Source organism: Vibrio sp. 1CM8B (genome assembly GCF_023161685.1).
GTDB lineage: Bacteria > Pseudomonadota > Gammaproteobacteria > Enterobacterales > Vibrionaceae > Vibrio > Vibrio coralliirubri.
The window spans coordinates 445,653-463,249 of record NZ_JALNTU010000002.1 but is presented as its reverse complement, the minus strand read 5'-3'; the positions used below and the strand labels follow the sequence as shown (position 1 = coordinate 463,249).

13 protein-coding genes are annotated in these 17,597 nt (G+C 45.4%); 2 read left to right on the top strand and 11 right to left on the bottom strand.

What is annotated here, in order from left to right; translation table 11 throughout:
• Nucleotides 1–9: 9 nt before the first annotated feature.
• The 10 genes from MSG36_RS05815 to MSG36_RS05770 all read right to left on the bottom strand — a co-directional run bounded on the left by MSG36_RS05815 (nucleotide 10) and on the right by MSG36_RS05770 (nucleotide 15,177).
• Nucleotides 10–894, bottom strand: coding sequence for an N-acetylglucosamine kinase (locus MSG36_RS05815; protein ID WP_248366680.1), 885 nt, complete (start codon nucleotides 892–894; stop codon nucleotides 10–12).
• Nucleotides 895–896: 2 nt separating this feature from the next.
• The gene (locus MSG36_RS05810) at nucleotides 897–2,618 is read right to left on the bottom strand and encodes a glycoside hydrolase family 9 protein (protein WP_248366678.1); all 1,722 of its coding nucleotides are present in this window, start codon (nucleotides 2,616–2,618) and stop codon (nucleotides 897–899) included.
• Between the two features lie 98 nt (nucleotides 2,619–2,716).
• Complete coding sequence (locus MSG36_RS05805; RefSeq protein WP_052878841.1) at nucleotides 2,717–3,712, bottom strand: ABC transporter ATP-binding protein; 996 nt, start codon at nucleotides 3,710–3,712, stop codon at nucleotides 2,717–2,719.
• Between the two features lie 87 nt (nucleotides 3,713–3,799).
• Nucleotides 3,800–4,783 carry an ABC transporter ATP-binding protein gene (locus tag MSG36_RS05800; protein ID WP_048605693.1) on the bottom strand — a complete coding sequence of 328 codons (984 nt, stop codon included), beginning with the start codon at nucleotides 4,781–4,783 and terminating at the stop codon, nucleotides 3,800–3,802.
• Nucleotides 4,784–4,785: 2 nt separating this feature from the next.
• Complete coding sequence (locus MSG36_RS05795; protein WP_017056648.1) at nucleotides 4,786–5,811, bottom strand: ABC transporter permease; 1,026 nt, start codon at nucleotides 5,809–5,811, stop codon at nucleotides 4,786–4,788.
• Between the two features lie 2 nt (nucleotides 5,812–5,813).
• Nucleotides 5,814–6,800: an ABC transporter permease gene (locus tag MSG36_RS05790; RefSeq protein WP_017633262.1), complete on the bottom strand. Its 987-nt coding sequence runs from the start codon at nucleotides 6,798–6,800 to the stop codon at nucleotides 5,814–5,816.
• A gap of 169 nt (nucleotides 6,801–6,969) precedes the next feature.
• The gene (locus MSG36_RS05785) at nucleotides 6,970–8,652 is read right to left on the bottom strand and encodes an ABC transporter substrate-binding protein (RefSeq protein ID WP_017056650.1); all 1,683 of its coding nucleotides are present in this window, start codon (nucleotides 8,650–8,652) and stop codon (nucleotides 6,970–6,972) included.
• A gap of 700 nt (nucleotides 8,653–9,352) precedes the next feature.
• Entirely contained in the window at nucleotides 9,353–12,742 is a 3,390-nt protein-coding gene (locus tag MSG36_RS05780; protein WP_065676704.1) for a response regulator, read from the bottom strand.
• A 216-nt stretch (nucleotides 12,743–12,958) separates the two neighbouring features.
• Nucleotides 12,959–13,981, bottom strand: a complete 1,023-nt coding sequence (rsmC, locus tag MSG36_RS05775) for a 16S rRNA (guanine(1207)-N(2))-methyltransferase RsmC (RefSeq protein WP_248366676.1) — start codon at nucleotides 13,979–13,981, stop codon at nucleotides 12,959–12,961.
• A gap of 110 nt (nucleotides 13,982–14,091) precedes the next feature.
• On the bottom strand, nucleotides 14,092–15,177 hold the full coding sequence (locus MSG36_RS05770) for an AI-2E family transporter (protein ID WP_050620012.1): 1,086 nt from the start codon (nucleotides 15,175–15,177) through the stop codon (nucleotides 14,092–14,094).
• A 76-nt stretch (nucleotides 15,178–15,253) separates the two neighbouring features.
• Between MSG36_RS05770 and MSG36_RS23835 the strand changes: the two genes are divergently transcribed.
• Complete coding sequence (locus tag MSG36_RS23835; RefSeq protein WP_004734537.1) at nucleotides 15,254–15,379, top strand: hypothetical protein; 126 nt, start codon at nucleotides 15,254–15,256, stop codon at nucleotides 15,377–15,379.
• A 141-nt stretch (nucleotides 15,380–15,520) separates the two neighbouring features.
• On the opposite strand, the gene hemL is transcribed toward MSG36_RS23835, so the two are convergent.
• Nucleotides 15,521–16,816: a glutamate-1-semialdehyde 2,1-aminomutase gene (gene hemL, locus MSG36_RS05765; RefSeq protein WP_010436060.1), complete on the bottom strand. Its 1,296-nt coding sequence runs from the start codon at nucleotides 16,814–16,816 to the stop codon at nucleotides 15,521–15,523.
• Between the two features lie 296 nt (nucleotides 16,817–17,112).
• On the opposite strand from hemL, the gene erpA reads away from it, so the two are divergent.
• Nucleotides 17,113–17,454 (top strand): iron-sulfur cluster insertion protein ErpA, encoded by a 342-nt coding sequence (gene erpA / locus MSG36_RS05760; RefSeq protein ID WP_004734539.1) that lies wholly within the window; start codon nucleotides 17,113–17,115, stop codon nucleotides 17,452–17,454.
• Nucleotides 17,455–17,597 lie beyond the last annotated feature (143 nt).

The window sequence follows — 17,597 nt, the reverse complement described above, 5'->3', positions numbered from 1 at the left end:
ACTTCCCTGCTAAGCCTGTTGATACAAGTTGTGTTGTGGTTTTCCGGCAAACATCAATGCGCCTTCAATAGCGTCGAATTGAGGTTTTACGATCCATTGTTGTACTGGTGGTGATAGCCAGTTGAGAATACGCTCAGCGATACTTCCCATTAAGCACACCTTGTCAGCGCCTTTTCGATGCAGTGCTAAGACAAACATTTCGATATCAGCCGCGGTTTGCTTGAGCATCTCGATAGCCAGTTCATCGCCTTCGTTAGCGAGTTGAAAAATCACTGGCGAGAATTGACCGTAATCCTTTGGAATAGCACCTTTTGACCATTCGACAATGGCATCCACATCACTATTAAAGTGATTCATCACATGTAGAGTCAGCGGGGTTTTGCTGCGAATACCGTCTTCTGCAAGCAAGACTTGTTGAATCAAACGTAAGCCCATGACAGCGCCGCCGCCTTGATCTGAAATCGGAAATTCACGACCGCCAACAACATGTTGCTCGCCGTTGTTTAAGTAAATGCCGCATGAACCTGTGCCACCAATCATGATTGCGCCGTTTTGGCCATTGTGAGCACCAATGCAAGCGCCATAAGCGTCGGTATTTAGTGTCATGCTTGCGAAAGGGTGCGGTTGTGACATGAAGTCGAACCATGCTGATTTTTGCTCAGCACCAGCCAGTGCTAGGCCAACATGCATATTTGAAAAATCGTTAGAGTTAAGTTGCCCTTCTTGTGCCGCTTTTGTGATGGCATCAATAATTGAGCTCATCGCAACATCAACACCCAAAAGGATGTTGGCACTGCCACTTTTCGCTTCACCAATCAATTTGCCTTGGTCGTCACGAATACGAGCACGACAAGAAGTACCACCACCATCAATACCTACGTAGTAAAGAGTCATGATTATTGCTCCTTACGCTGTGCTAAGAAGTTGAACTGTGCAGCGGTTGCTAATAGGAACCAAGCGCCGTGAGGGATCCATTGTTCACCCCAGCGCCAGTTTTGAAGCATGTCATCTTTTTGTGCTGGTGGGTTGAACGCAATGTCTTGTTCATCGTCAAAACCAGCCGTGATGCCATTACAGATACCGCCTTTCGCATTAAAGAAACCCAGCTGAGGTAGGTAGTCTGGGTTGTTATGGCCATGACCATCGAGCATGCACATGTGGTATGGGTTGAGGCCCAAGATCCAATCAAGGCTATTTTGTGAAAGCTGGAGCAAGCGCTTTTGAAGGTCATTATCTTTAATGTGCGGTTGAACTAGGTAAGCCATGGTTGCGAGCGAGCCAAGGCGTGCGTTCTCGCCTTGCCACCAGTAACCTGTTTCGTTCTGTTGAGCGACGAAGAAGGCATCACGTTTATCACCATCGACAGATTTAACGTACTGTCTTGGGTAGCCGAATGGGTTGGTGACTTTGTAGGTGATGTTGATTTCGAACTGACAAGCTTGTTCAACAACTTTGCGAGCCTGTTCTTTTAGTTCAGCATCGGTTTCGTTGTCGATGTATTCACATAGTGCAATCACCGGAAGGCCTGCTTCTGCTGCGTGAAAATATGGGCGCGAGCCATCAGAGTTTGCCGACCAGAAGTGCTCAAATGAATCATCGGATTGCTGACGAGAGATTAAACGAGTCGCCCAAGTTCTTGCTTCTGTTAAGTATTGCTGATCTTGAGTTACGCGATACAGCTCATTGGCTGCGAGTAGGGCGCAATACTCATCGATGATGTTCTCTTCACCATCGTTTAGATACTGGAGGTTGTACTCTTTTAGATGCCAGTAACCCTTAACCGCCGTTTCAAGGTATGTGTGGCTCGAGTAGCTGCCAGAGATTTCAAGCTCAGAAGCTGCGGCTAATGCTGCGATAGCAACACCTGCACCTTGTCGGTAGCCAGCTTGTAAGTCCGTTGATTTATGACCTTCTTGAGTCGCATAAGCACAGATATCGCGCTGGTTGATATCTTTGCTCCATTTATCGAATACCGTCATATAGAAGTATCCGTCAGCGTCTTGCATACGCACTAAGAAGTCGGCACCGAACAGAGCCTCTTCCGTTAGACGAGTCATGGAGAATTTTGGGAAGTCTGGGTTATGGCTAGTCAAGCGTACGCTTTTTAGCATGTTCCAAACGACCATTGGAATTTGTTGTGGGTTTAGGTAGTTACCATAAGACAGGTGGCTAAAATACTTACTGACATCACCTGATGCGTCATACCATCCACCGTGGACATCGACGTATCGGTCGGTACCTAGAATTTGTGCTTGTCGATCTTTTTTGTCGAAAATACCGCCACAGCGTTGTGACTTAAAGTAATGAAGCACATCAGAGAATGTGTGGTTCATTAATAGGTTGCTACCAATCTCAAATACTTCAGAGCGCAGGTTGTCAAAGCGCAGGTAGTAGCGACCAGATTCAGTGACTGAACTGAAATCGATAGTGAAGAATTGCCCTTGATGCCAATTTGCTACGCGGCCTTGTTTAACCACATCAAAACTTCCGACGGTCATATGGTTGTCAGCACAGACGAGCAGAGCTGTTGTGCTAGATAGGCGAGCTTTCTTAGTTTGTAGGATAGCTTGCTTGGGGCCTGTGGACTCATAGCCAATATGGTTGGTCAATAACAGCATCAATATTCTCCGACAGTCCTAGTTTCTATTGGCTAGGTACTTGAATGTTTTGGATATAAATAGTTAGGGCCCGCAGACCCTAACTTGGGTTTTATTGCTTAGCTTTCGTGTAGGTAACAGCGCACAAAGTGGTTATCAGCGAGCTGTGTAACCCCTGGTAGCTGCTCTTTACACTTATCCATTGCATGAGTACAACGACCTGCAAATGGGCAGCCTGCTGATATTGGTGTCCAAAGAGGAATTTCCCCTTTGTTGCCAGCAAGTTGCTCGTGGATCGATTTTTTAGGATCTGGAACTGCCGAAACCAATAGCTGAGTGTAAGGGTGTTGAGGGTTAGCAATAACGTCATCGGTATCGCCCCATTCAACCATGTGTCCCACGTACATCACCGAAAGATCTTCAGCGATGTAACGAGCGGTTGCGATATCGTGAGTGATGTAAAGCAGAGACATTTGCTTCTCGAACTTCATCTCTTCCATCAGGTTCAAAACGCCCGCACGAATCGATACATCAAGCATTGAGGTTGGTTCATCGGCTAGTACAACTTCTGCACCTACCGCGATGTTGCGCGCTAGGTTGACACGTTGACGCTGACCACCAGACAGTTGGTGAGGGTACTTTTTCGCCGTCTCTTTTGGCGGAATGAGACCAACTTGCTCTAAAAGATCGTAAACACGTTCTTCTAGTTCTCTCTTGTTGCCCGGAGTTACCTTCTTGTGGATCAACAGTGGTCGAGCAATGTGGTGGAAAATATTGTGTGTTGGGTTCAGTGAACCAAACGGGTCTTGCCATACCATCTGCACACCTTCACGGTAATGCATAAGATCTTTTCTGCTTGAGATCTCTTGGATATCACGACCTTTGTATTCGATCGTACCGCCCGAAGGCGCGTACATTTTTGCGATCATTTTTGCGGTTGTTGATTTGCCTGAACCTGACTCACCAACCACCGCTAGGCCGCGGCTTTTGTACATCTTGAATGACACGTCGTTAATCGCACGCATCATTGGGGTTTGAATGGTGGTACTGCTTATTGGGAAGTCTTTTACGACATTCTTGCCTTCTACCAATAATTGACCGAAATCTTTGCTCATAATTGTCTCCAGAATCCTTATTCGCTTTGCTTGTTTTTAGGCGGTCGAGCCGCCTTGTTCGTTATTCACGCTGAGTCAGCGTGCAAGCTATAGCTTCCTTTGTACTATTGGGTCACCGTACAGGTGGCAGTTAGACAAATGTCCCGGGTCGATAGAACGCAGCTTGGTTGGCACCTTGGTACACGTTTCATGTACACGGTCACAACGAGCTTGGAAACGACACCCTTCAGGGATCTCTAACAGGTTCAGAGGGTTACCCGGAATACCTGCTAGCTTTGTCTTTGGCCCTGTCAGTGGAGGGAAAGAACTTCCCAGCCCTTTGGTGTAAGGGTGGTAAGGGTTTTCTAGAATATCTTGAGAGTTAGCTACTTCGATTAGCTCACCTGAGTACATGATGCCGATGCGGTCAGAGAACTCGACCATCAATGACAAGTCATGGGTGATGAACAGAATTGAGAAGCCAAACTCTTCTTTCAGTGCATAGATCTTTTGTAGGATTTCGCGTTGCACAACCACATCAAGTGCGGTTGTCGGCTCATCCATGATGATCAGCTTTGGATTCAGTGCTAACGCGATAGCGATAACCAAGCGCTGACGCATGCCGCCAGAGAATTGGTGAGGGTAATCACTCAATCGGCTCGGGTGAATATCGACGATTTCAAGTAGACCTTCAGCACGTTGTTTAGCTTGCTCGCGAGTCATGTTGGTGTGACGCATGATTACGTCACAGAACTGCTCTTCCATCGGTAGTACTGGGTTGAGTGCGTTCATCGCACTCTGGAATACCATCGACATCTCGCTCCAACGGAACGACTGCATACGGTCATCACTGTATTCAAGGATGTTCTCACCGTTGAAGATAACCTCACCACCACTGATGTAAGCGGGCGGCTTATGAAGACGCATAAGGGAGAAAGCGACCGTTGATTTACCACAGCCAGATTCACCAGCTAGGCCGAATACTTCACCTGGAGCGATGTCGAAACTTACGTTGTTACACGCACGAACATCGCCAGACTCTGTGATGTAATCCACGCATAAGTTGCGGATAGAAATTAGTGGTTCAGACATGATTATTTATCTCCGCTCCAAAGTGCATTTTGTGGTGGTAGTTCTGGTTCACGTTCTTCTTTGTCTTGAGCTGCTAGTTTTTTCCAACGCTTCATACCTTTGTGAGAACGCAGTTGCGGGTTAGCAATTTCATCGACAGCGAAGTTAAGTAGAGCAAGGCCAGTTACAAGTAGTGTCAGTGCGATACAAGGAGCCAACAGTTCCCACCAAGCGCCAATCAGCATTGATGAAGAGGTTTGAACGTTGTAAAGCATGATGCCCCAGCTGATTGTGTTCGGGTCACCAAGACCTAGGAACGAGATGGTTGCTTCCATCATGATTGCGTACATCACCGAACCGATGAAGCTTGCGCCAACGATAGAGATAAGGTTTGGCAGAATCTCTACGAAGATGATGCGGAATGAAGATTCACCCAAAACCTCAGCGGCTTTTACAAACTCTTTTTCACGCAGAGCTAAGGTTTGGGAGCGAACAACACGGGCACCCCAAGCCCAGGACATAAAGCCGATAACCAAGGTTATGGTGAGTGGCCCTGCCTCACCGATAAAGGCTGCTACTACGAACAGTAATGGGTATTGAGGGATTACCAGCATGATGTTCATTGCGGCTGTTAGAACGTCATCGACACGGCCACCGAAGTAACCTGCAGAAACACCAATAACCGTTGCGAGTAAACATACGGTTAGACCCGCACCAAAACCTACAGCAAGAGATACGCGTGCGCCGTATACCACTTGAGACCAAACGTCACGACCCATACGAGTTGTACCTAGTACGTGGTCTGCCTTTTTAGACATGATCAATGTACGACGGTCGTCTGCTAGATTTTGAGCAACCCAGCCATCAGGGTTAGTTTGTGCAGACTTCACCACGAAACCAGGATATTCGTGTGGGTTACCTGTGCGTTTGTCTGGTACATGTTTAGTGATCAATGGAGCTGCAATCGCGCCAAGAATAAAGATACTTAGGATGATGACGCCTGTTAGGGCCATCGGGTTACGCCAAATGAGTTTTAGAAAGTCTTTCATGATTATTTACCACCCTTACGAAGACGAGGGTCAAGAACAACGTAAAGCATGTCTGCAACTAGGTTAAAGAACAGCATGAATAGCGTCATGATAAGCAGCTGACCTTGCAGTACTTGGTAGTCACGAGCGTTAATTGCGTTGAAAAGTACGCTGCCAAGACCTGGGTAGTTAAAGATGATTTCGATAATTAACTGACCACCGATTGCCATACCTAGCGACATTGAAAGGGCTGTCACACTTGGTAGCATCGCGTTACGAGCTGCGTAGTTGAATACCACTCGGTTTTCGCTCAGGCCTTTGCCTTTCGCCATGGTGATGTAGTCTTCGGCTAGTAGGTTGATCATGTTGTTACGCATGTTTACTAGGAAGCCACCAATTTGAACAACAGAAGCACAGAACAGTGGTAAGAAGGCGTGGTAAGCGACATCTTTAATGAATGCCCAGCTTGTCCAGTCAGGCATAGTACCTGCGGTGTAGGCATAACCGGTTGGGAACCACTTCAAGCCAATTGCAAAGGTAAATAGTGCAATCATTGCGATAACAACTTGAGGAACGGCTTGTAGAATCAGCATCCCTGGAGTTACGAAGGCATCGTACTTACTGCCGCGTTTCCACGCTGCGAAAATACCTAGGATTGAACCAATCGAGAAAGAAAGAATAACTGCGGTGCCGGCTAAGAAAAGCGACCAACCGAATGCTCCACCCAACAGTGTGTTTACAGAAAGTGGGTAGAATTGAATTGATGTACCAAGTTCCCAGCTAAGAATGTTCTTCATGTACGCTACGTATTGAACCAGTAGACCGCCATCAACGAAGCCTAATAGTTCTTTCATTGCAGCAATACGCTCTGGAGTAACTTGTACAGAAGCGTTCGCAAACATCATGGTAACTGGGTCACCAGGCATTGCTCTTGGAATAATAAAGTTTAACGTCGCAGCAACTAATAGCGCGACAAAATAAAATGACAAACGTCTTAAAAAATAACCCATAACTCACACCTTACTCACCCAGATTGTTTCCCTGTTTCTGGATTCAGGTCGCTCCTAGCGAAATTTGGAACGAAAAATCCCCTGACGACTAGCGCCATACTTTCAATTGAGAGTGTGGGGATTTTTATAAGCGGCGTAAGAGGTTACGCCGCAAGGATTGAACGATTACTTATTTAACTGGTTTTAGGTCCAGTACATGAAGTAGACGCTCTGGAATACCAGCCCAAATGTTTGGACGGCCTTTTGGATTTTCTTCGTTCCACCAACCAGTGAAGCGAGTTGTGTTGTATTGGTACATGTAAGCACCAGACATCACAGGGATTGTCACTTGATCTGCAGCGATGATTTGCTGGATACCGTGTGCAATGTCTAGCTGCTCGTTCTTATCAGCTGTTTTGTAGAAGCTGTTTAGAAGACCATCTAGCTTGTCGTTTTTGTAGAAGTGCATTGCGAAACGAGGCATACCATCACCAGATTGTAGTGATGAGTTGTAAGCACTGTTCCAGTACGTGTATGGATCCGCACCGTGGAAGTAGTTTGTGTATGCTACGTCGTATGTACCTTCAAGCATTGCTTGGTTGTAAACAGAGAAGTCAGGTGTACGAGCTTTCGCTTTAATACCGATTTCGTTCAGCTGTTCTACCGCTAGTTGAACTGTGTTGTTGAAGTCAGTCCAGCCGTTTGGCGATTGAATCATTAGTTCGAAAGACTTACCTGATGGAGTGTCAACAAAACCATCTTTGTTTACATCTTTGAAGCCAGCGTCAGCAAGAAGCTTCTTCGCACCTTCAGCGTTGTAAGTGTTGAAGCCTTTGTACTTGTCGTGAGTTTTTTCATCAGACCAAGCTTCAAACGCGTAGCCAAGACCCGATGCGAAATCGTTCACAGTACCGCCACCGTAGAATGCGATGTCGATGATAGTTTGACGGTCAAGAGCCATAGAGAAAGCACGGCGGAAGTCAACGTTGCTCAATGCTTCATGCTTCGCAGCATCAGGGTGCTTGAAGTTAACGATGAATGCCTGTGTACCTGCTGGCGGGTACCAGTAGTGGTGTTTAGGGCTAGCTGCTGCGTATGTACGATCGATATCTGGAACAAAAGAAGACGTCCAGTCCATTTCACTGTTTACAACTTTACCTAGGAATTGGTCGTTGTTCGCAATTTGTGGAACACGTAGACAGTCAACATCTAGGTTGTCTGCATCCCAGTAGTTCGGGTTTGCACACTGGATGTATAGTTGCGCTGTAAACGTATCGATTTCGGTAAATGGACCAGAACCTACCGGGTTCTCATTGGTAAACGTTGATGGATCTTTAACGTCTTTCCAGATGTGCTTAGGTACTACAGGTACTTTAGCAATCTCGTAAGGTACGTTTGAGTTTGCTTCTGTTAGTGTGAACTTAACTTGGTTGTCGTTCAGTTTTTCTACAGAAGTTACCCAAGAGTTGATACCAGATTGGTCAAGCTCTGGTTTCTCTTTTACAAGGTTGAAAGAAAAAACAACATCATCAGCAGAGAAAGTTTCTCCGTCTGACCATTTAACACCCTTACGAATGTCGAAAACAACGCTCATCAGATCATCTGACATCTTGAAGTTTTCAGCTAGACGGAACACTGGAGTGTTACCGTGCATTTCGTTAAATACTACTAGCGGTTCATACATGAAGTCAGTTGTAGTATGTAGGTTAGTAGCACCAAGGTACGGGTTAAAGTTACGTACGAATGTAGTGTACTCTTTCGGGTGAACGGTCAGTTCACTGCGTTCTGCAGCGGTTGCTACTGATGCAAAACCTGTTGTAGCAGTTGCAATAATTGCTGTTGCTATTGCTGTTTTTTTTATATTGGCAAGCATAGCTGTTCCTTACTATTTGCTTTCATTTCACTAATGGATTGAATGCTATCTGTCGCTAAATTGTTTAGTAGATACACACTCTGGTTAAAGGCCTACCTCTTCTTCGTTGCTCCAGATTCATCGTTGATTCTGAGAAGTGGTAAGAGTGGCCTGTAGGCCTTTGGCAGGAGTAAGAAAACACCTTATCGATGAATTAATCAAACTCGTTTCCCGTCAAAAACGTTAAAAACACACAACCTCACGTCATTAACGTCAAAACAGGTTGCTTTGGTGGTTTTTTGTGCGCAATTGTTAAGGTGATGTGACTCGCATTTGGTTTTGTGGTTACTGCTGGTTGTAAGTGGTCACTAACTTTAAAGGCTTTTTATTATAATGCTTTACCCTACGTTGGTATAATTGTAGATCTCGGTCACTTGCCAGTTTTACGTTAAATTTCCCTAGAAAATTAAATCTGCCGTTCTGTTGTGACTCGCTTCTCAAACTGCAACAAAGAGTCAGATAACGGTCAGATATGATTGAGAATAGAACGAAAAGTACTGACGGTTACCAGCACGCACTGTGCGTAATTGGCGTGAATTCTTCCTTGTTTAAAGACGTGAAAAAAGTGCGTTGCAAGCGTTGGGATTCTACTTTTTGTGATTATTAGGCGTACAAAAAAGCCCACGCTAGGTGGGCTAATTTGGTGATGTTGGTTCAGGGTTTAACTGGTCAGTAGTTTCTGAAGTTTATCTCTTAGCATCTCAATATGGGTTCTTTCTGGCGTCTGTTCTTTGCAGTGTTCCAGTATGAATTCGATTGAGCTCAGTACCGTTCGCCAGCGAGGCGTTTTCGGTAGGGTTTCTACGCGTAGGTATTTGTCTAGCGTTCGAGTTTGCAGCGTACTGCGGTCTAAGTAGACGCGCCACAAGCCACTCTTCTCGGCGAAAGCGAACTTGGTTTCACCAGTCACCGATTCCCAGTAGATGATGGCATTCGTCATCGCATCGACCAGTACTTCACGCATCAACTCTTGTTTGTTTTTACCTTCACCGGTTGCCTTGTCAGCAAGACGAGTAAATTCTCCGCCAAGCTCTTTCAGCTGTTGTAACTTATCTTTGTCGCCTTCAAAGGCATAACTAGAGAGAGCCTCAACCGCCGTTTCAAGGTTATTGATTCGGTTGGAGTTAACACCACCACCTACATTAAAGATATACATGGTGTCGAGCCCTGAGCCTTCAGGCAGCTTAAGGATGTCACTCGGTATGCGCTGACGTGTGTCATCTATATAGATATCAATGTCACCGCAGTAGTGGGCTTGTTCCACCTTAAGGTATTTAGGCGCAATGATTTCGTCAGCCATTGAGCGTTTAAGTTGTTCTTGTCCGCGCCTGAATAGCTTCGCCGCCGCTTCGTTAGCAAAGCGAATACGTTGGTCATCACGAATACAGATGATAGCTTCAGGAGCCGATTCTAGCTGTTCTAATAAGCGCCCTTGAGTTTCTAACAAGTTAGCCTCAACCATCGCTCTATGTTTGAGCTCGAGTTGCAGTTGGTCGTTTTCAAGGCGTCTCTGTTCAGCTTTGCTTGCTGATAGATGCGCTGTTATTCGAGCCGCTAATTCTTGTTTGTTGAACGGTTTAGACAAGTAGTCATTGGCACCCGCTTCGAAACCTCGAACACGGTCTTCTGCTTGGTTGAGGGCTGTTAGCATGATGATTGGCAATTGAGCATGATCGTATTGCTTTCTCAGTGCTTCACAAACCTGATAGCCGCTCATTCCTGGCATCATGATGTCGAGTAGAAGCAGCTCTGGCTTCTCTTTTTCAATCAGTTCAATGGTTTCAGGGCCATCACATGCAGTACGTACTCGATAACCTTCTAATTTCAAGAAGCTGTCTAATACTCGCAGATTAACCGGCTCATCATCAGCGATAACCAGTAACGGGCCATCTGGGTTCTCACTGATAACACTGTTTTCTTGTTGGCTGTTATCAATTAAATCCGGCGCTTGGAAGTGCGAGTAGTGACCTGATTCGTTGTAACTGTCCAGCTCATCTTGAGTCGCTAGGGGCAGGGTAAAGCTAAACGTAGTGCCAAGCATTGGCTGACTACTAACGTACAGTGAACCGCCCATTAGCTCGATCAACTGACGACTGATCGATAATCCAAGCCCTGCACCTTGACGGTAGTTACTCGCATCTTGGCCTGCTTGAATCAATGGCTCAAAGATGTGTTCAAGATATTCGGCCGGTATACCTTGGCCAGTATCGACAACTTGTACACGAATGTTGTCGTCGATAACGCTGGCAGAGATAACAATCTTACCTTCTGAAGTGTACTTGATGGCATTGCCGACCAAGTTATACATCACTTGCTCAAGTCGTTGAGGATCCGATGAAACCAGCCCTAAATCACTTGGGACTTGGTTAATGATACGGATTGGTTTATTGCCCAATAAGTGATGAGACAACTCTAGGACCAAGCTGGTGGCTGCAGATAAATCAACGGCTGATTTCTTAATATCTAAGCTGCCATAGCGCATCTTGTGATAATCAAGCAGATCATCAACCAAGGTCGCCAATCGTTGGCCACTATTGATGATGATATCCAACTGATACTTCTGATTAGCAGGAATAGGACCGTTCGCTCCAGATATCAAGGCTTCAGCGATACCCACCATGCCATGCAGCGGTGTTCTCAACTCATGTGAAGTAGTCGCTAAGAACTCATCTTTAAGTTTGTTGGCCAGTTGTAGCTCTTCGTTTTGCTTTTGAATGGTCTTAAGGTTGTCCTCAAGCTCATCATTTTGACTTTTGATGAGCTGCATTTTTTCACGAATAGAGCGCTGCATTCTTTCGAAGCTCACCGCGAGTCGGCCGATCTCATCTTTGCGCTCGGTATTGATCATGGTTTCATCGAGATCACCCGCCGATACTTTCTCGGCAGCCCACGTCAGTTTAAGTAGTGGGGAGGTGATGAAGTTAGACAGATAGTGCGATGCAACGACTACGAGAATGATCGCGGTTAGCATCACGATCACGAAGATCTTTTCTAACTGATGAATACGGGCAAACGCCTCTTTCTCTGGCAGCTCTACGACAAGAGCCCATGTTGCGTATTTCAGCTCAATTGGCGTATATGCCGCGATGATCGCTTGATCTAGGGTGTTGTCGAAGGTGCCAACCGCCGTTTCACCAGCCAATGCTTTATCGACAACATCTAAGCTCAAGTTGATTGATTCTTGTGAATGGGCAAGGCTACGCGGCAGGTGATCATCACCCACAAGCAGCGTTTGAATGTTCGAACTCTTGTTGAGATCCGCAATCAACTTAGTAATGCCGTTGATTGGCAGCCTAAACATCGCGTAGCTGTGCAGGTAACCCTGTTGAACAATAGGTGCGCCTAGCCATGCGGTCTGTTTGCCATTCTCGTCTTTAAAGTCAGAAACGATAACCGGCGTGTAATCTTCGTTAGATTTGCGTCGGTCGGTTACGTCTTTGGCTAGTCGTTGAAAGGTAATACCTAGGTTGGAATCCTTGTATTTTCCAGTCAGCAAGTTGGTGCCGTAATCGTCATTTTTAAAGACGGAATAAGCGACGTTGCCGTTGATATCAACTAAGAGAATATCGTCAAAATCAGAGCGTTTAAGCAGTTCTAGGTAAGCATTATGGTAGCGCTTGTGCAGTAAGCGATAACGTTCGCTGCCAATAAAGCTGCTGGACTCTGGAAGAATCGATGTTTTGATTTGATCGCCAGACCCCTGAATGTAGCGTTGCTGCGCATTACCGCGAGCCTCGTCAATATCTAACCCCAATCGTTGGAAGGCATTGATCAAACCATAAAATCGCCCGCCACTGGCATTGGCCAATTCTGAGCGAACAAAGCCCATCACTTGGGATTCTTGAGCTTGAAGGTAATCGACAATTTGTTGCTGCTTAGTATCACGAACCGAAACAAGGTGTGAGGTGCTTTGTTCCTGGAGATCCTGACTGTGCGATTGGAGGAAAAATATCGCGATGAGTGTCACTGGTGTAATACTGAGGACAAGAAATGCCAGCATTAGGGTATTTTGAAGGCGCTTAAACTTCTGCTTACGATAGAATCTAAACATAAATTGGGTACTACTTTCCTTTGATGTACTGCTAAAAGGGGCGAAAACAAGTACAGAGAATAGAATTAACGGGTTCCAATTTAACGAAATTAACGAGTTTTTTTACTTTGACAAGTAAGTGGTATTTAAAGCGTGTGCAAAAGCTCATTTTTATAGAGTTTTGACAAAAATATGAACAGACAGCGCAGATAATGACCCTGCGCTGTGCTAGAGAGGTTATTTGTTTGCGTGATAGATCGCGAATTTAGTAGTCTTATTTAGAGTCGCGCATTTTCCAAACGCTTGTTCAATAATTGGAATGTATTTTAAGAAACTATTCGCAACAATAATCATCTCTCCAGAACGCTTCAAATGCTTAGGAGCCTGAGCAAGTAAGGTCTCAGTCGCGCTGTAGCTAGTGTCTAAACCTGAATGGAATGGCGGGTTACTGATGATGAACTGATAGTCTTCTGCAGTATTAGAATAGACATCTGAAGCGAAGACTTTACCCGATAAACCATTCGCTTCTAGCGTTGCTTGGCTTGATGCCACGGCAAATGCACTGATGTCGCACATTTCTAGCTCGATATCAGGATTACGAGATGCCATTACCGCGCCTAAGACGCCTGCACCACAACCAAAATCCAATACCTTGCCTTTTAGTTTTGGCAGAGTATCCAACAGAAGTTGGCTACCGACATCGAATTGACCGTGACTGAAGACGCCAGGAAGGCTTTTTACCGTCAGAGGTTGTTCATCAATGTTAACCGTGTAGGTCTTAAACCAGTCTTGCAGGTTGAACGCTTGTGGTTGCTCGAAGCATTGACCCCAGTAGAAAGAGCAACGACGCGCTGAATCGTATTTAACAACTTTGCCGTAAGGAGCAAACATCTTCTCGATGCTTTTCACGCCTGAACGGTTTTCACCAACCACGACGATCTCGGTATCTTTGCCTAGCTTGGCAAATAGCATCGCCAACAAAAATTCCGCTTCCGCTTTGGCTTTTGGCCAGTACAGCATCACTAAGTCGGCTTTGGTCTCTTCGGTAAACTCCGCACCATAAAAACGTTGGATGGTGTTGCAGCCTTCTAATTGACGGTAGTAGCTGTAATTAGAAGTAAACACAGAGACAGATTCACAATGCTTGGCTAACTCAACAGGGAACAAGTCTTCTGCCTCACCGGCAACTAAAACATGTTTGCCTTCAAAGTAGGCGAGTTGGCGTTGAGCAATCTGGCTTGGGGCAATATAAGCTGACATAGGACACTCTGTTGAATCGTTAGCAAAAAATGAGGGCGGATTTTCGCATAATCCGCCCAAAGCTTGAAGTGTTTAATACTCGTTCGGCAACCAAGTTGACGAACCGTTGATTAACTCTTGTCTTGCTGGTTTAAAAAGTCCTTAAACTCTTCATCGTAGATGTTGAATAGGACAATGGTAATCGCAAAAATCAATGGTCCGTAGATAAGACCAATTAGGCCAAACAGTTGAATACCACCCAATAGTGAGAAGAAGATCATCAGGGTATTCATGCCTGCACTGCCTTGCATTAGCAGCGGACGCAGAAGGTTATCAATTGAACCAACAATTGCCACACAGTAAACCGTTAGGAAAATCGCCCACGTGGTATCACCCGTTAGGAACAAGTAAGTTGCTGCTGGAATCCAGATTAATGCGGTCCCCACAACTGGGATGAAAGAGGCAAAGCCCATCATGGTACCCCAGAATAGACCTGGGAAACCGGCAATCCACATACCTAAACCGCCGGCAAAACCTTGCGCGATTGCGGTTAAGAATGAGCCCATTACTGCTGATTTAGATACTTGCTCTATCTCTGTTAGAAGTTTGTCTTCTTGGCTACGAGACAGCGGCAGAATATGACGAACCACACTGATGATTTTGTCGTGATCTCTTAATAAGAAGAACAAAACGAACAGCATCAAGAAGAAATCCATCAAGAAATTGGTCGCGTCACCTAAGATTTTCGCACTGATACCAACTAGCTTAGAACCAAAGCTTGTCGCAAACTCACCGACTTTTTGTGCGATGGCTTGGGGCTCAATGTTGTCGAATGGCAGGTAGTTATTCACAAACGACAGCGCTTTGACCACTAACGGATGAGCAAACAGAGTCTGAATGCCACCGTGTGTCACCCATTGGTAAGTGTTCTGAGAGAATAGAGAGCCTTGCTGAACAATTGCTGCGAATACTGCCAATAAAGGGATAACAATAATGAAGGTCAGTATGATACAAGACAGCAGAGAGACGATGTTTTCTTTATTCGGGAGCTTTTTTTCAAGCCACTCATGGATTGGGAACATCAATAGTGAAATGATAAAGGCCATCACGATTGAGTTGACGTACGGCTCGATAAGCAGGTAACAAGCATAAGCCGCCGCGAGTAGGGCGATGATGATCACCCAGTGGCTGGTATTGATTTTGAGTTTTTCTGACACGGTAATGGTCTCTATATTTGCGTTCTGAGTTTATAATGGCTGCAAAACAGAGAGTTAGCAATGAGGAGTTTTGATAATGGGATGCTGTAATAAAGATAAGAAATGCCAAGACGAAGAACAGCAAACAAAAAAAGAGATCCCTTGGTTCAGAATGTTCCTTGGTACCTTGATGTTGTTGGTTTTCCTTTTCTGGGAACGTTAATCGCTTTGGGTTCAGCTTTAGCCTTAGTCGACGGCTAAATAAGCTGTCATATTTGTGGCTGGTGAGCGCGATATATAAAAAAGGGCTGCATTTAATGCAGCCCTAAATTCAATCGGTTAGCGACTTATAAAGTGCTTTCGATTATTTGCTTTCAGCAGCAATGATCGCAAGGGAGCGGTCAGCAGCTTCTAGTGTTGCATCAAGTTCTTTTGAACCATGAGCAAGAGAAGTAAAGCTTGCTTCGAATGCTGAAGGTGCAAGGTAAACACCGTGATCTAACATTAGGTGGAAGAAGCGCTTGAAGCGTTCTACATCACACTTAGTTACATCTTCGTAGCACGTCACAGTTTCTTGATCAGTGAAGAAGAAACCAAACATACCACCAACTTGATGAACTAGCATCGGGATGCCGTGCTTGTCAGCAAGTTGCTTGAAGCCTTTTGCCAACTGCTTAGTTTTTGAAGCTAGACGCTTTTCGTTGCCTTCTTCTCGTAGAAGGTTCAAACATGCGTAGCCAGCAGCCATTGCAACAGGGTTACCTGAAAGCGTACCCGCTTGGTAAACAGGGCCAGTTGGTGCGATGTATTGCATCACGTCTTTACGACCACCGAAAGCGCCCACAGGCATGCCACCGCCGATCACTTTACCAAGACACGTTAGGTCTGGCTTGATGTTGTAGTAAGCCTGAGCACAACCTTCAGCAACGCGGAAACCTGTCATTACTTCATCAAAGATTAGCAATGCACCTTCTTGATCACAGATTTCACGTAGACCTTCGTGGAAGCCTTCTACAGGAGGGATACAGTTCATGTTACCCGCTACTGGCTCAACGATGATACAAGCGATCTCGCCTTTGTTTGCTGCAAAGATTTCACGTACAGAATCTAGATTGTTGAAGGTTGCTGTTAGCGTTAGTTTCGCAAAATCAGCCGGTACACCTGGAGAGCTTGGTTGACCTAAAGTCAGTGCGCCAGAACCTGCTTTTACCAGTAGGCTATCTGCGTGGCCGTGGTAACAGCCTTCAAATTTAAGAATTTTGTCACGACCAGTGAAGCCACGAGCAAGACGAATCGCACTCATTGTTGCTTCTGTACCTGAGCTCACCATACGTAGCTGTTCCATCGATGGAACCATCTCAGATACAAGTTCAGCCATTTTGATTTCAGTTTCGGTTGGAGCACCGAAGCTAAGGCCGCGTTGAGCTGCTGCAATCACAGCATCACGAATAACAGCGTGGTTGTGACCAAGGATCATTGGACCCCAAGAGCCAACGTAATCGATATACGCTTTACCATCAGCATCAAAAATAAGTGGGCCATCAGCGCGTTCGACGAAGATTGGAGAACCACCTACGCCATTGAATGCACGAACTGGAGAGTTTACGCCACCAGGAATAGTTTGCTGTGCTTTTTCGTACAGCTCTGCTGATTTGGTCATTGATATATCCTCTTTTGACTGTCGGACCAATTGGCACGCATTGTACCTATCCCTAATCCAACTAGGAATGCTTTCGCCCAGATAATCACCCGAATCTGGTTGTTTTGTGTGGTTACACGTTTTAATTGTTAGATATTGGTGAGTTTACAGCAGTAAAAGGAAGGATCCGGTGGTGAATACTTGAACGTTTCAGTCAGGTATTAGATAATCACCGGAATATAAGAAAATACTCAACAACACTGGTCTCGAATTAGATTTGTATCATGTTGTTTTTGACACAGGTAAGAGAGGTTGTCGTGAGCGAAGTAAATATCCCATTGTCTTTTTCTGATGCAGCAGCTACCCGCGTACAAACGCTAATTGCTGAAGAAGAAAACCCAGAACTAAAACTACGTGTATACATTACAGGTGGTGGTTGTAGTGGTTTCCAATACGGCTTCACATTTGATGAAAAAGTAAATGATGGCGACACTACGATTGTAAACAGCGGTGTAACGCTGGTTGTTGACCCTATGAGCCTACAGTACTTAATGGGCGGCATGGTTGATTACACAGAAGGCCTAGAAGGCGCACGCTTCTTTGTGAACAACCCGAACGCGACAACAACATGTGGTTGTGGCGCATCATTCAGCGTATAGCATGAGTTGAAAATAGCTTGAGCTCAAAGCTGCATTAGAAACATTTCAAACGCCGAACTTATGTTCGGCGTTTTTGTTTTTATATCCCCAAATTTCTCTTCATAACAAAGCACCTTTCTGAGCAAGGCTCTTGTTTTTCACGC

Bases quoted from the DNA above. Each gene is read 5' to 3' on its own strand.
- MSG36_RS05815 (WP_248366680.1), bottom strand. From the start codon at position 894: ATGACTCTTTACTACGTAGGTATTGATGGTGGTGGTACTTCTTGTCGT.
- MSG36_RS05810 (WP_248366678.1), bottom strand. From the start codon at position 2,618: ATGCTGTTATTGACCAACCATATTGGCTATGAGTCCACAGGCCCCAAG.
- MSG36_RS05805 (WP_052878841.1), bottom strand. From the start codon at position 3,712: ATGAGCAAAGATTTCGGTCAATTATTGGTAGAAGGCAAGAATGTCGTA.
- MSG36_RS05800 (WP_048605693.1), bottom strand. From the start codon at position 4,783: ATGTCTGAACCACTAATTTCTATCCGCAACTTATGCGTGGATTACATC.
- MSG36_RS05795 (WP_017056648.1), bottom strand. From the start codon at position 5,811: ATGAAAGACTTTCTAAAACTCATTTGGCGTAACCCGATGGCCCTAACA.
- MSG36_RS05790 (WP_017633262.1), bottom strand. From the start codon at position 6,800: ATGGGTTATTTTTTAAGACGTTTGTCATTTTATTTTGTCGCGCTATTA.
- MSG36_RS05785 (WP_017056650.1), bottom strand. From the start codon at position 8,652: ATGCTTGCCAATATAAAAAAAACAGCAATAGCAACAGCAATTATTGCA.
- MSG36_RS05780 (WP_065676704.1), bottom strand. From the start codon at position 12,742: ATGTTTAGATTCTATCGTAAGCAGAAGTTTAAGCGCCTTCAAAATACC.
- rsmC (WP_248366676.1), bottom strand. From the start codon at position 13,981: ATGTCAGCTTATATTGCCCCAAGCCAGATTGCTCAACGCCAACTCGCC.
- MSG36_RS23835 (WP_004734537.1), top strand. From the start codon at position 15,254: ATGGGATGCTGTAATAAAGATAAGAAATGCCAAGACGAAGAACAGCAA.
- hemL (WP_010436060.1), bottom strand. From the start codon at position 16,816: ATGACCAAATCAGCAGAGCTGTACGAAAAAGCACAGCAAACTATTCCT.